At 60.6% G+C, this 13,056-nt stretch carries 15 protein-coding genes; 7 read left to right on the top strand and 8 right to left on the bottom strand.

What is annotated here, in order from left to right; all coding sequences use genetic code 11:
* Positions 1 to 47: 47 nt before the first annotated feature.
* The 3 genes from EEB13_RS29305 to EEB13_RS29295 all read right to left on the bottom strand — a co-directional run bounded on the left by EEB13_RS29305 (position 48) and on the right by EEB13_RS29295 (position 1,590).
* Entirely contained in the window at positions 48 to 644 is a 597-nt protein-coding gene (locus tag EEB13_RS29305) for a hypothetical protein (RefSeq protein WP_033233724.1), read from the bottom strand.
* A gap of 2 nt (positions 645 to 646) precedes the next feature.
* Positions 647 to 1,105, bottom strand: coding sequence for a hypothetical protein (locus EEB13_RS29300; protein ID WP_033233723.1), 459 nt, complete (start codon positions 1,103 to 1,105; stop codon positions 647 to 649).
* A gap of 74 nt (positions 1,106 to 1,179) precedes the next feature.
* Positions 1,180 to 1,590 carry a hypothetical protein gene (locus tag EEB13_RS29295; protein ID WP_033233722.1) on the bottom strand — a complete coding sequence of 137 codons (411 nt, stop codon included), beginning with the start codon at positions 1,588 to 1,590 and terminating at the stop codon, positions 1,180 to 1,182.
* Between the two features lie 150 nt (positions 1,591 to 1,740).
* Between EEB13_RS29295 and pip the strand changes: the two genes are divergently transcribed.
* The gene (gene pip / locus EEB13_RS29290) at positions 1,741 to 2,700 is read left to right on the top strand and encodes a prolyl aminopeptidase (RefSeq protein ID WP_095887398.1); all 960 of its coding nucleotides are present in this window, start codon (positions 1,741 to 1,743) and stop codon (positions 2,698 to 2,700) included.
* Between the two features lie 63 nt (positions 2,701 to 2,763).
* A complete protein-coding gene (locus EEB13_RS29285; RefSeq protein ID WP_141486861.1) occupies positions 2,764 to 4,056 on the top strand; it encodes an MFS transporter in 1,293 nt (430 codons plus the stop codon).
* Here the strand turns inward: EEB13_RS29285 and EEB13_RS29280 are convergent.
* Positions 4,031 to 5,044, bottom strand: a complete 1,014-nt coding sequence (locus tag EEB13_RS29280; RefSeq protein WP_239654691.1) for an ABC transporter substrate-binding protein — start codon at positions 5,042 to 5,044, stop codon at positions 4,031 to 4,033. The genes EEB13_RS29285 and EEB13_RS29280 overlap by 26 nt on opposite strands.
* A 102-nt stretch (positions 5,045 to 5,146) precedes the next feature.
* On the opposite strand from EEB13_RS29280, the gene EEB13_RS29275 reads away from it, so the two are divergent.
* The gene (locus tag EEB13_RS29275) at positions 5,147 to 5,941 is read left to right on the top strand and encodes a 2-phosphosulfolactate phosphatase (protein ID WP_141486860.1); all 795 of its coding nucleotides are present in this window, start codon (positions 5,147 to 5,149) and stop codon (positions 5,939 to 5,941) included.
* Here the strand turns inward: EEB13_RS29275 and EEB13_RS29270 are convergent.
* The 4 genes from EEB13_RS29270 to EEB13_RS29255 all read right to left on the bottom strand — a co-directional run bounded on the left by EEB13_RS29270 (position 5,896) and on the right by EEB13_RS29255 (position 9,089).
* A complete protein-coding gene (locus tag EEB13_RS29270) occupies positions 5,896 to 6,693 on the bottom strand; it encodes an ABC transporter permease (RefSeq protein ID WP_045065608.1) in 798 nt (265 codons plus the stop codon). The two genes, EEB13_RS29275 and EEB13_RS29270, sit on opposite strands and share 46 nt — an antisense overlap.
* A complete protein-coding gene (locus EEB13_RS29265) occupies positions 6,690 to 7,631 on the bottom strand; it encodes an ATP-binding cassette domain-containing protein (protein WP_092804703.1) in 942 nt (313 codons plus the stop codon). The genes EEB13_RS29270 and EEB13_RS29265 overlap by 4 nt, the downstream gene beginning before the upstream one ends.
* A gap of 15 nt (positions 7,632 to 7,646) precedes the next feature.
* On the bottom strand, positions 7,647 to 8,507 hold the full coding sequence (locus tag EEB13_RS29260; protein ID WP_141486859.1) for a DUF4097 family beta strand repeat-containing protein: 861 nt from the start codon (positions 8,505 to 8,507) through the stop codon (positions 7,647 to 7,649).
* A 66-nt stretch (positions 8,508 to 8,573) separates the two neighbouring features.
* Positions 8,574 to 9,089 (bottom strand): toxin-antitoxin system HicB family antitoxin, encoded by a 516-nt coding sequence (locus EEB13_RS29255; protein WP_095887395.1) that lies wholly within the window; start codon positions 9,087 to 9,089, stop codon positions 8,574 to 8,576.
* 151 nt (positions 9,090 to 9,240) lie between these two features.
* Here EEB13_RS29255 and EEB13_RS29250 point away from each other — a divergent pair, with 151 nt between their 5' ends.
* The 4 genes from EEB13_RS29250 (at position 9,241) to EEB13_RS29235 (ending at position 13,054) form a co-directional block, all read left to right on the top strand.
* Positions 9,241 to 10,749: an HNH endonuclease signature motif containing protein gene (locus EEB13_RS29250; protein ID WP_141486858.1), complete on the top strand. Its 1,509-nt coding sequence runs from the start codon at positions 9,241 to 9,243 to the stop codon at positions 10,747 to 10,749.
* A gap of 77 nt (positions 10,750 to 10,826) precedes the next feature.
* Entirely contained in the window at positions 10,827 to 11,267 is a 441-nt protein-coding gene (locus EEB13_RS29245) for a VOC family protein (RefSeq protein ID WP_033233714.1), read from the top strand.
* Positions 11,268 to 11,350: 83 nt separating this feature from the next.
* On the top strand, positions 11,351 to 11,959 hold the full coding sequence (locus tag EEB13_RS29240; protein ID WP_172937116.1) for a CHAP domain-containing protein: 609 nt from the start codon (positions 11,351 to 11,353) through the stop codon (positions 11,957 to 11,959).
* A 117-nt stretch (positions 11,960 to 12,076) separates the two neighbouring features.
* Positions 12,077 to 13,054, top strand: coding sequence for an ABC transporter substrate-binding protein (locus EEB13_RS29235; RefSeq protein WP_141486857.1), 978 nt, complete (start codon positions 12,077 to 12,079; stop codon positions 13,052 to 13,054).
* The last annotated feature ends 2 nt before the right edge of the window (positions 13,055 to 13,056 follow it).

Below are 13,056 nucleotides of genomic sequence, written 5' to 3'. Positions count from 1 at the left end.
AATGAGTCTACTCCGAAATGTTTCGAGTGGTTGTCTACCTCGTCACATCACTGCAGGCCGGCAACCCATCGCGCAAAGATGTCGCTGAAAACATCGTCCTCACACGCGTGCGCGGTGTCCGGGAAAGCGCAGTCCGGGAATCCCGAGACAATGTCGGTCAAGTCCACCCCGCAACATTGCGCCAGAAGTCCACGCAGCAGATCGGCCACCGACCACTTTTCGGCAGCGGAGGCCAGGACACCTTCGTCCTCGTAGATGTTCACGAGATCGCCGTGATGCCAGGACATCTCCTCTGCGACTAGGGCATCGGGGTTGAATTCCATCGCGCGGTCGAGTGCTTCGCGCAGCATGGAGTGCGGATCTTCCTGTCCACGAAGGAGAATCGCGATATCGGCCGGTGCTTTCTGCATGATAAACATCCAGGGTTTGCCGTCTGGAAAGGTTCCGCCGAATCCGGCGACGTGAAACGGCAGATGGCTACTCAGGAAGTCGGCTTCGACGTCGACGTGTTGATCGTCGCCGAGGTGAATGAAGTGACCCGACGCGATCTCTTCACTCTTCGCTTCGTCGGCCCACGTGTTGTTCCACAGATCCGTCATCCGACTGCCGTCGGGGAAATCGAGAAGTTCGAACAGGAATCCCATGGCTACGCCTCCCCGTCGAAATGCGAGCTCGTCCGACCACTGAGTCGGCTCACCGATTGAGCTGAGGTAGCGAGGACGACTCTGCTTGTCTCGAAGCCCATTTCATCGCGTTCGGAGTCCGATCCGGTCGCGTCTCCGGCAAGCGAGAATTCGAGTTCGACGCGCTGATCGGTGCTGGAGCGGACGGAGATCGTCAAGCCGAGGGTCTCGTCACTGAAAGTTGGCAGTGACAACTCCGGGTGGAAGTCGGCCGCGGCGTGGAAGAAGAATGTCGACAGCCGTTCCACGAACCCGTCGTCGGCACGTCGGCTGAGGTATTGGTTGTATTCGTCGGGGCTGAGCAATCCTACGTCGAACACCAGGATCGGGGCCGCTGTGTCGAGCACCCGAGCCGGAACAGCGTGGCTGCGTAGGAAAACCGCGGCACCGCCATAGCCGGGTAAGCGAAAACCTTCACGCATGTGGTGTGCTCCCGTCGACGCGATGTCCTACACACGGTAGGCCACCGGGCCGACAAGTGCTTTAGCTGTGCTCGTCATGGGCAGGCCGGTGTCACCAATTTGTAGATCTGCTCGGCTTGAGTCTGCGTCGCTTCCGTGCCGTCGTTCGCGGCGAGATCCCGGATCTCCTTGGTGACCTCTTGCTCGGTCGCACCGTCGGCGATGGCGTTGCACGAGCTGAACACAATTTCCTGGATGCTTTCGTCGTCGCGATCCTGAGAGAGATCCGCGTAGGCGGTGCGGAAGGCCACAACAAATGCTGCCAGTTTTGCCTGGTCGATCATTCCCAGATCGGCGGTGGAGGTGACGGAGCTGATTTGAACGGTCGTAGATTCGGCAGTGTTGCTGGTTCTGGTTGCCGTCTCTGTGTTTGTGTCGTCATTGCCACAGGCGGGTAGGGACACGAGGGCGCCCGCGACGATGAGTGCTGCGATCATTCGTTTCATGAGTTCTCCACCCGTCGGCCGTTCTCGCTGCATATCCCGCACATCGGAGAGCGAAACATGCTGCCTGACGAGTCGTCGAATTATTCTGGTGGACAATGTTTTTGGAAAGTCGATGTTCGCCGACGGCTGCTCGGATGGCAGGATCGATCCATGAGTGCTTACTTGTTTCCTCCGGTTGATCCGTACGAATCAGGGATGCTCGACACCTCGGACGGGCAAACCTTGTACTGGGAGAGCGTCGGGATATCTACGGGTGTTCCGGTTCTGTATCTCCACGGTGGGCCGGGTTCGGGGTGCACGCTCGGCGCCAGACGGTTCTTCGACCCCGATATTTTCCGCGCAGTCCTGTTCGATCAACGTGGGTGTGGGCGTAGCCGCCCGCTGGCGGACGGGCCCGACGTCGATCTCACGGTGAACACAACGGCCCACATCCTCGACGATATCGAGCGCCTGCGCGAGTATCTCGGTATCGAACGATGGATCGTCACCGGTCTTTCCTGGGGCGTCAGTTTGGGGCTGGTGTACGCGCAGGCCTTTCCCGAGCGTGTGATCGCGATGGTGTTGGGTGCGATCACCGGTGGCACCAACACCGAAATCGAGTGGATCACCCGCGCCATGGGCAGAGTGTTCCCTCGCGAGTGGGAGGAGTTCATCGAGCCGGTGCCGATGGATGAACGTGACGGAAACCTTCCGGCGGCGTACGCGCGGTTGCTTGCGGATCCGAATCCTGTTGTGCGGGAAAATGCTGCGCTTCAGTGGTGCCGGTGGGAAGACGTACATGTATCGCTGATGCCAGGGTGGACTCCGAGTAAGCGATACGAAAATCCGGACTTCCGGCGGGTGTTCACCCGATTGGTGACGCACTTCTGGAGCCACGATTGCTTCCTCGTGCCCAATCAGATCATGGACGGAATGCATCGTCTCGCAGAGATACCGGCGATCCTCGTACACGGGCGATACGACGTCTCCGGGCCGCTCGATACTGCCTGGGCGATTCACAAAAGCTGGCCGGGTAGTGAATTGGTAGTGCGAGGCGACGCCGGTCACGGCGGCGGTGGATTCAACGAGGCAATAGTGGAAGCGCTGAATGCGGTTGGCCGCTCCGCGTAGGGCACGTCATTTCCGGGCAGGTAATTTCCACTGAAGCCCGCTCGGGCAATAGTGTTCTCGGTTGTGGTGCTCAGTACGCGTTTCCCCGGTAGTAAGACCTTCGCGAAGGTTCGCGTTCTACCGCCAGTTGTGAAGCTACTGCTTCTGTCGATGGTGTTGTTCAACATCGGGTTCTACCTCGTTGTGCCCTTTCTCGCGGTACATCTCTCGGAAGATCTTGGCTTTGCGGCATGGATTGTCGGCCTGGTTCTCGGCCTGCGCATGTTCAGTCAGCAGGGCATGTTCTTCATCGGAGGAAGCCTCGCCGACCGATTCGGAAAGCGCCCGATCATTCTGTTGGGCATCGCCGTTCGAGTAGTCGGTTTTTTGATGCTCGGCTTGGCCGAGAGTATGGCCGCCGTGATTGTCGGAGTGCTCATGGTGGGCTTTGCCGCTGCGCTCTTTGCTCCGGCGGTGGAGTCGGCCAACGCTGAATACGGTCGCGAACTCGAGTCCTCGGGCATCATGCGTCGTACCGATTTGTTTGCAGTGGAACAGATGTGCAGCCGACTGGGAACCGTGATCGGTCCGGCGCTCGGTGCTGCTCTGCTGGTGTTTCCGTTCTCGTGGACGGCGTCGGCGGCAGCCCTGTTGTTCGCGATTATGTGGGTGGGGTTCTTCGTCTGGTTTCCCCGTCCGGGCGACGCGCACGAGGGTCCGGTGTCGATTTATACGCTGCGCGACGTGTGGCGAAGTGTGTTGACCAACAATAGCTTCCTGATCTTCGCCACCCTGTGCAGCTTTCAGTTGGTTGCCTACAGCCAGCTGTACCTGATGCTTCCCGAACAACTCGAGCGCGGAATCGGGTCCCAGTCTGCGCTCGGTTGGTTTTACGTGGGCGCGGCGGTACTGGTGATAGTGGGGCAGGGGCCGACGGTTGCAGTGGCTCACCGCATTGGTCATCGCCGAGCGATCGCCTTCGGGCTGGTGCTGATTTCCGGTTCGTTCCTGGTGCCACTGGCTACCGGTGTGAGTACCGAGGCGTCGGCGTCGACGCAGATAGTCGGGCTGGCGCTCTGGATCGGACTGCTCCACTTGGGTCAGATGCTGATGGTGCCACCGATGCGCGACACCATCGCGATCCTCGGCCGTGAAAGCAATCTCGGGGCGCACTTCGGCATGCTCAACACGATCGGAGGGCTGCTTGCGCTGCTGGGAACGGTGGGAGTCGGCTTTGTGTACGACCTCGTCGACAACGGCCACGCAGCGCCGGCGTCACCGTGGGTGATCGTTTCGGTCTGTGTGGCCGTGTCAGCTGTGGCGTTGTGGGTGTGGTCAGGTCGAACGAAGGCTATCGAGCCGCGATCGTCTGATTGATCTTCGCGACGAAGTCTTCCAGGACAAACGGAATGGTGAGTGGATTCGGCATGGACACCGCATCACTGACGATGGGGTCCAAGCTGATCAGGCCACCGGACTTCACGACGTTCAAATTGGTGAACGCAGCCTGCGTCTCCATCTCGGGGCGAGCCTTCTCGTAGTTGTCGAAGAGTAGGTAGTCGCATTCGAGAAGGTCGTAGTTCTCGGCGGAGATCTCGTAGTTCAGCTTGCCCGCAAATCGCTCCTTCAGTGCGGCAGGCGCCGTGAACCCCAACTGAGTAAGCAGCTGCGCCCGTGCGGCCTCGGGGCTGAATGCGCGCAGATTGCCGTCGCTCCACCGAATGACGAGTGCTGCTGTCTTGCCTTCGAACTGAGGGTTCTCGGCGCGAGTGCGAGTGATCAGATCCTGGACGTCCTGCACCTCTTGCTTGGCCTGTGCGGGAACGCCCACGGCAGTACCGATACGGGTTGTCACTTCCTGCCAGGGCAGAACCCAATCGGTCTGATCGGCAGCGTGCAGCACCGTAGGTGCGATTGCACTGAGCTGCTTGTACAGGTCTTCGTCGATCGCGTTGTTGACCGCGATGATCAAGTCCGGAGCCGCAGCGATAATCGTCTCGATATCGAACTCGGTGGTGGCGTTGGCCAATGGTGTCGGCTCAGCGCCCTGAACGGCCGAGTCGGCCCAGACACCGATTCCGTCGTCGGTTGAGCCCTTCCACACCGGGACCAGGACGGGCGTCAGCCCGAGGGAAAGTAGGACATCGGCGTCACCGATACCGACAGCTGCGATACGACTGGGGGCCTGCTCGATTGTGGTGGACCCGAATTTGTGATCGATCGTGACAGGGAAGGCGCCCGGTTCGGCGTGGCCGCCCTCGGCGCTCGTAGTGGACTCGTCATTCGCACTGTCACCGCAGGCAGCAAGGACAAAACCTGCTGCAGTGGCGAAGGTGACCGACAACATGGCACGGCGGCTCAACATGGGATTCACAGCAATCTCGTCCTTCAGTTATTGGGGTACCCTAACCATAGACGAGAAACTCCTGACAAAGCGTCGGTACCTCTCTTCTGGGATGCTTGCGCCATGAATTCGGAACATCGCCAACTCGAGTACGGACTTCGATTCGACTGGGGCCGAGCAGGTGCCGAAGCGATTGCTACTGGTGTTGACCTGGCCATTGTGGTTGATGTTCTCTCGTTCACGACGACTCTGAGCGTCGCCGCTGATGCAGGAATCGAGGTCTTTCCTTATTCCTGGTACGACGAGAGTGCGGCTGACTACGCTCGCGACGTCGACGCGGTTCTGGCTGTGCGACGGAGTGTGGCTTCTGAAGGCCAGATCAGTTTGTCTCCCAAGTCGATTCGCGATTCGGAACGTCCGCGACGGTTGGTATTGCCGTCCCCGAACGGGTCGACGATCGCGTTTGCGCTGGCGGCCATTGTTCCGGTTTGTGTGGGTGCTTCGTTGAGGAACGCATCGGCGGTAGCAGATTGGGTTGTGCACGAACATGGTTCGCGATCCCGGGTGGCGATCGTTGCATCCGGGGAGAAATGGCCCGGTGGAGAATTGCGTCCGGCAGTGGAGGATCTGTGGGGAGCGGGTGCTGTTATCGAGGCGTTGATCGAGGCCGGCTGGAACGGATCCGTATCGCCGGAGTCTCGGATGGCAGCAGATGCATGGGCGGCGGTATCGGATTCGATCGAAGACCGCCTACGGGACTGCGCCTCCGGGCGCGAGTTGATGGTTCTCGGGTTTCCGCACGACGTCGCCATCGCCTCCGAACTCGACGACAGCGACACCGTACCTGTTCTCGAAGATCGTGTGTTTCGAGCTCAGCGCACCGGGCGACGGTTGAACAAACTACGCGCCCAGAGGTAGGAGAGGAAGGTGATCGCGACGCACCACGCGACTGCGAGAATTGCGTTGTTTCCGATCGCTTCGCCGAGAAGTAGTCCCCGGAGCGTTTCGATGATCGGAGTGAACGGCTGATACTCGGCGAACCATCGTAATACGGTTGGCATCGACTCGGTCGGCACGAATCCGCTTCCGAGGAAAGGCAAGAGGATCAACACCATTGGAAGATTGCTTGCCGTCTCGACGCTCTTGCTCACAAGTCCGAAGGCAACGGACAACCAGATCATGGCAATCGACACCAAGATGAGGAGCGCAAACGTGGCGACCCATTCGACAACGCCGGCGCTCGGCCGGAAGCCGACGGCGACGGCCACCGCGATGACAACAACGAGGCTTACTATCGTTTGAAGAAGACTGCCCAGAACGTGGCCAGTGAGAACAGAAGTGCGTGTGATTGCCATCGTGCGGAATCGTGCGATGATCCCCGCAGTCATGTCGGTGGCAACGGAGATGGCAGTACCCTGCGCAGCCGCGGCAACCGTCATCAGAATGATCGCCGGGGCAACATAATTGACGTATTCCGCCCGGCCGCCACCACCGCCGCCCGGGGTGAGGCCGTTCCCGAGTGTCCCGCCGAGAACGTAGACGAACAGCAACAGGAAGACGACCGGCATCCCGACCAGCATCACCGTCATCGACGGATATCTCACGATGTGGCGAATGCTGCGGCGCAGCATGGTTTTCGAGTCCTGGTATGCAAGAGTTGCAGTAGTCATCGCGCGTCGGTCCTTTCGGTGGCGGTCAGCGTCAGGAACACGTCGTCCAGGTCCGGTGTGTGGACGGAGAGTTCCTTGACATCGATCGAGTGAGCGTCGAGTTGGTCGAGAACAGAGCGCAGTGACCTGACGCCGCCGTCGCTGGGAACTTGCAGAACATAGGCAGCATCGTCACGCGAGGAGTGGTCGAGAATATCTGCAGCAGAGTCGAGTTGGACTCGGTCTGCGAAATGCAGGCGAATATGTCCGCCTGGGATGTGTCGTTTGAGTTCTGCAGCGGTTCCTTCGGCCACGATCCGGCCGTGGTCGAGTACGGCGATGTGGTCGGCCAGTTGGTCGGCTTCCTCGAGGTACTGCGTTGTGAGGAAGATGGTGACGCCGCCACTCACCAACTCGCGGATGATCTGCCACATCGAGCGTCGACTCCGAGGATCGAGGCCGGTGGTGGGCTCGTCCAGGAAGATGATCTCCGGCCGGCCGATCAATGTCATTGCAAGATCGAGCTTTCGGCGCATTCCACCCGAGTATGTCGATGCGAGCTTTCCGGCGGAGTCGACTAGATCGAACTTCTTCAGGAGATCGTCAGTGCGAGTGCGGCGTTCGTCTTTGCTCAGGTGATGAAGGTCGGCCATGAGGAGAAGGTTCTCCTCGCCGCTGAGATAGTCGTCCACCGCCGAGAATTGTCCGGTGACACCGATGCGCGCACGCACCGCGTCTGGATCGTCGGATGGGTTGTACCCCGCGATGCGGATGTTGCCGCCGTCCGCGGGAACAAGGGTCGAAAGGATTTCCACGATGGTGGTCTTGCCGGCGCCGTTTGGGCCGAGAAGCGCAAAGACGGTGCCACTGTCGACGGAAATGTCGATTCCGTCCAGTACCGTTTTGTCGGAGTAAGACTTTGTCAGGCCCGTTGCGGTGATAGCTGGTTTGCGGGTCATCAGCGTTCCCTTTCGCTAGATTTTTGGAGGCTCCGAACGTCGAATGACGATGTCGCCGTAGCTGGTATGTGCGCGGACATCCACTCTGCGCTCGGTGGATGCCGGTCCGTGTGTGGTGTTCATCTGGTTGTCGACGCGGCCGAAGGAGGTATGGGCGTCTAATCGAGCGGCGGTTCCGGATCGAACGCCGATATGAATCTTCCCGGCAGCGGTTTTCGCGGAGACAACTCCACTCTCGATGCTGTCGAAGCGAATGTCCCCGTTGGCTGTTGCGGCAGTGGCATCAGATTCGGCGTGCTCCACGATAACGTCGCCGTTTGCCGTTTTTGCCTTGAGCGTGCCCGTAATCGCGCCGATGTTGTTGTCGCCATTGGAGTTCTTGATGACCGCGTTGCCGTCGATGCGGCGTATGCGGATGGTTCCTGATCCGGTGCTCGCATCGAGGTCGCCCACGACGTGCTCGACGGTGATTGTGCCTGCGCCGGTGCTGATGTCGAGTGGTCCGGTGGTGTCGAGTGCGCATTCCCCGCTCGAGAGTTTCACGCGAGATCTTCCCAGTGTGCCGGTGGCGTGGAGGCTTGCGACTGCCGCGGTGCCCTCGAGTTCCGAGCCGGAGGGAAGTTGAACGGAGACGTCGACAGATCCGGTTTTGCCGAAGATGCCGAGTCCACGCTGTTTCGGCGTCTTGATCTGGAGTCGTCCACCAGCGAATTCGACGCGAGTCTGTTCGGCGACGCGGATGTCGGCGTCGTGAGATGAGTTGGTGGGCAGTACTTCCACAATGGTGTCGTCACGGTCGCTTGCGCTGATCCGGATATGTCCGACAGTTACGTCGATGCTCGCGATGATGGGGTCCGGTGTGCTGAATACAGGCATGGTGATACTCCCGATGATGTTGTCTTCGGTTGGTGAAAGGGGTTGGTGCGAGAAGAGAGTCTGGTGTCAGTGCACCCAGCCGGTGAAGCTCTCGGAACCTCGGGACGGTTGTTGCCTCGGCGTGTTTCGGCTCGGATTGCCTTCCAGTGCGGCCGCAGCCGAGCGGACCAGCCACGCGTTGACCGATATCCCGGCCTCTCGGGCAGCTGCCTCCACCCGGTCCTTGAGTTCTTGACCCAGTCGCAGGTTTATTCGAGTCATCGCCGCGTCGTCGGACTCCGTGATGGCGCGTGGAACTGGCGTCGGTTGCTCTTCGACGTCTGCCGGAGTCGGTTCGCTGAGGGCGGGTGTCACAACGAATTCTGGTTCGCGTCCCCGGAGGCGGAGATCCACCGAGCCTGGTGCGAGGTCGCGAGTGATTTCTGCTGCCGCCGCGGACAACGCGTCGAGGAGAGTGAGTCGCACTGCTGATTCCAGCGGTGCGGTCAAACGTTCGGCGAGTGCCTTTGCGTCTTCTCCGCCGGCTTCGGCAGCCACCGCGAGTTCGTGGCGAAGGTTGTCGACGTACGGTGTCAAGTCCATGGCACCACTATGGCACCACTTTGATGCCATGGCAATAGGTACGTGGCACACATTGTGATGCGTCAGGACATCGCAGGCACTTTTTTCGGACTTTTCCGACTGATTTCGAATAGCTGTTCTATTCGAACAGGATTTCGATTAGGGTGGGGGAATGTTCGATTCGGGGGTGGGGAGTTTCGGTATCTCAGCACAGCTGAGTGGTACCGAAACCGATTGCGCCCTCGTTGATTTGATGGCCGAGTTGCATTCATGTGAAGCGATGTTGGTCGAGCGGAAACTGGCCGTGGTGGCGGAGTTTTTCACCCGCCGCAGCGCCGAGCATGTCGAGGGTGGCACGTGGACGTCGTCGGCGCACGAGCTCGCCGAATCCGAGGTCGGCGCGGTCCTGACGATGGGACGGGCTGCGGCCGGGAAGCTCATCGGTTTGGGTTTTGCGTTGAAGACGCGGTTGCATCGCACAAGGGAGGCGATGGCCCGCGGTGAACTCGATTTCTACCGTGTCGGTTTGATCGAGTCCGCGACCGCGAATGTCGGTGACGAGCTGATCGACGAGGTCGAACGCTTGTTGCTCGAGCAGGTGTTGGCTCCACCCGTGGACGGTGGGACGGGGTTGACGGGTCGGCGGTTGACGGCGGCGATCGACCGGATTGTCGCCCGCGTCGATCCGGAGGGGATGCGGGAACGCCGCCGCCGGGCCCTGGCGGATCGGTTCGTGGGGGTCAGTGCCGCCGAGGACGGGATGGCCCGCATCTTGGGCAGTATCCCGGCGGAGCAGGCCCGCGCCTTTGACGGCCGGTTGCGGGAGTTGGCGATGTCGGTGTGTCGCCGTGATTCCCGTACGTATGAGCAGCGGCGCGCGGATGCGTTGGGCGCTTTGGTGAGTGGTTCGACGGTGTTGGTGTGCGACTGCGACCGCGGTGATTGCCCGCAGGACCGCAGTGGTTTGGTGATCATGCGCCGGCCGTTGGTACATGTCGTAGTACACGATTCCACCCTGAGTCCAGGATCGAACGAACCTGCACATCTCGACGGCTTTGGCGTGATCAGTGCCGAGCATGCCCGCGACATCGTGAAAGACGCAGACGTTCGGGAAGTGCGAGTACCGGAATCACCTGATCCCGCCTCGGCGACGGTGTACCGCCCCGGAGCGGCACTCGATGCGTGGCTGCGGGTCATCGCGGGAAGCTGCCAATGGCCGCACTGCGATGTCCCGGCCTGGAATTGCGACCTCGACCATAACGATCCGTTCAACCACGCGGACCCTGCGAAGGGTGGGAAGACGCTTGCGTCGAATCTGAGTGCGTTCTGCCGTAACCATCACCGCCTCAAGCATTCCGGGAAGTGGCTGCTCGCCCCGAATCCGGATCGTAGTATCACCCTGACCTCGCAGACCGGGCATTGCTACCGCACCAGGGCTTCCGGACTACTCGCGGGGATGCAGGAACCACCGCCACAGGAAGGCGGCAAACCGCGACGCACACGACTCGAGAACAAAGCTGCCCGCATCCGAGGTGAGCGGAAGCTCCGGCGTGTCAAGATTCAGCACCGGGCCGCGAAACACGCGGATTGGAAACGCCGGCAAACGTTCCCGATCTCCACACCGCGAAAGCGCGTGCCTCACAAACCCGTCGACTACGGCAACGACCCGCCGCCATTCTGAATCAAGCTATGGGATTCTCAGCCGCCGACTCTGTCTCGGCAAGACAACAACAAGAGAACAATTGGAAGATGGATCCCATGGCACACGTACAACGTTTCGACCACATCGGTATTACCGTCGCGGACCTCGACTCCGCAACGGCGTTCTTCGTCGGACTGGGTCTAGAGCTAGAGGGCACCGGGTCCGTGGAGGGTGAATTCGTGGAGACCGTCTGTGGCATCCCCGGCGCGCACTGTCAGATCGCAATGCTGCGGCCACCGGGCGAAGGATCCCGGCTGGAGCTCTCGTCCTTCGTTACGCCCGATCACGTGCCCGGATCGCCAACGGCGATGGCCAACGAGCTTGGGCTGCGCAATGTGTCCTTCGAGGTCGGCGACCTCCAGGCGGCCGTCGACGCGGTGGCCGCAGACGGGTACGGGCTCATCGGCGGTATCGGAGAGTACGAGAACAGCGTGCGGATGGCCTACGTGCGTGGGCCAGAAGGGATCATCGTGTCCCTGTTCGAGCAGATCGGCTGACTGGCATGCGCCTGACCCACATAGTGCGGACATAACCTCTCGCTCAGCGATTGGATTCCGAGCGAGCTGGCACACTCGTCAGGGTGAGTCCTGCCGAACCGAACCGTCGACGTCGAATCCTGATCTGGATTGCCGGGGTCCTTGGCATCGTTGTTGTGGTCGGTGCCGTCGTTGTGGCATTCGCACCCTCGCGTTACTTGCCGTGGGATACTGCCGATTTCCCGGAAGTTGATGCGAGCAGACTCTCCTCGGATCAAGTGCGCGTACTCGAATTACTGCAGTCCGAGCATGAGCAGGACCGTCCAGGCACCTTCTACTCCGAGGGAATTGACGAGGAATGGTGCGCTGATTTTGTCAGCTGGATCATGCGAGAAGCCGGACGCCCGCTCTCCAATCCGAACTCCGGAAGTTGGCGTATTCCAGGTGTTTACACCCTCCAGGAGTATTACCAGGGAATTGACGCCTACGCCGAGAACGACGGCAGTTACACACCTGAAATCGGCGACGTCGTGATCTACGACAGTTCACGATGGTCCGGTCAGCACACCAATATTGTTGTATCCGTCGACGGAGACAAGGCAATCACCGTAGGTGGCAACGAGTTCGGGAAGGTTCGAGTACACGATTTGGATTGGGCATCCGATTCTGCGGTCGTGGGTTTCGGTCTCTTTACCCCCGATTCAACCTCGTAGTAGGGGTAGGGCTGAGATTCGTCTGCCGCCGCGCTGGCGTATTCGCCGTATTTATTGGCGCTGGTGGGAGCTGTTTTCCCGTTCCCGACGCAAGCTCCTAAGGCTAACCTAATTAGCATGACGCGACTTCTTTCTCCGACCACCACCGATCGTGACTACTGGGCGATCGTGAACAACCTGACCCGACGCGGATTCTTCGGCGTCGGAGCAGGCGTTGCCGCCGCTGCATTTCTAGCCGCTTGCAGCAGTTCAGAGGGTGCGACGACCGAAAGCGCGGAGACCTTCGAGTTCACGCGCGGCGACGAGAAGCTGATCATTCCGACGGACCCGCAGAATGTGGTTGCTCTCGATCCGCGAGACGGCCTCGAACTCTCGATCCTCGCCGGATACCCGGTGACCGCCTACCCCGCCGGCGCCGCTGAACATCTCCGTCGTGAAGTTCCTGGTGCCACAGGCGTCGAGATCTTCGCCGAAGGTGCTTCGGATCCCAACTTCGAGTACATCTCGACCCTCGGTGCAGACCTTCTGGTCCTCAGTGCCGGGTGGTGGGACACCGGGTCGTACGGCAACGACCGGATGCAGCAGATCGCACCAGTCCTGCCCGTCGGCAAGGACTTCACCCCGGAGTGGCGAAAGGTCATGTCGGACTTCCTCACCGGCATCGGGCGCAGCGATCGCGCCGAAGAAGTACTCGCCGAGTACGACGCCCATGTGGCTCAGGTCCGCCCTACCGTCGAACCGCTGATGGCCGGCAAGAAGGTTGCCTTCGTTGCCGCCGCAGAGGATCAGATCGCGTGGTTCCAGAACGATTTCCGCACCGCCGTCGCCGAGGACCTGGGGTTCGAGGTGCTCCGTGAGGGCCCCGACCTTCGCGTGATGCTCGGGTCGGAGCAGTTCAACCGTCTCGAAGAAGCTGACGTCATCTTCGCCTTGGATCGCAGCGCCTCCGGCAGCGTGTACACCTCGCCCACATGGCAGCGACTGCCCGCCGCACAGGCCGGTCGAGTGATTCCCTTCGACTACTACAAGGCCGCGGGATACGCCTTGACCGCCAAGGTGCTGGTCGACGACTTGGCGGCCGGGGTCAAGCGCTAGAA

Source organism: Rhodococcus sp. WS3 (assembly GCF_003797085.1).
GTDB lineage: Bacteria > Actinomycetota > Actinomycetes > Mycobacteriales > Mycobacteriaceae > Rhodococcus_F > Rhodococcus_F globerula.
This window is presented reverse-complemented; position numbering and strand designations above follow the sequence as displayed.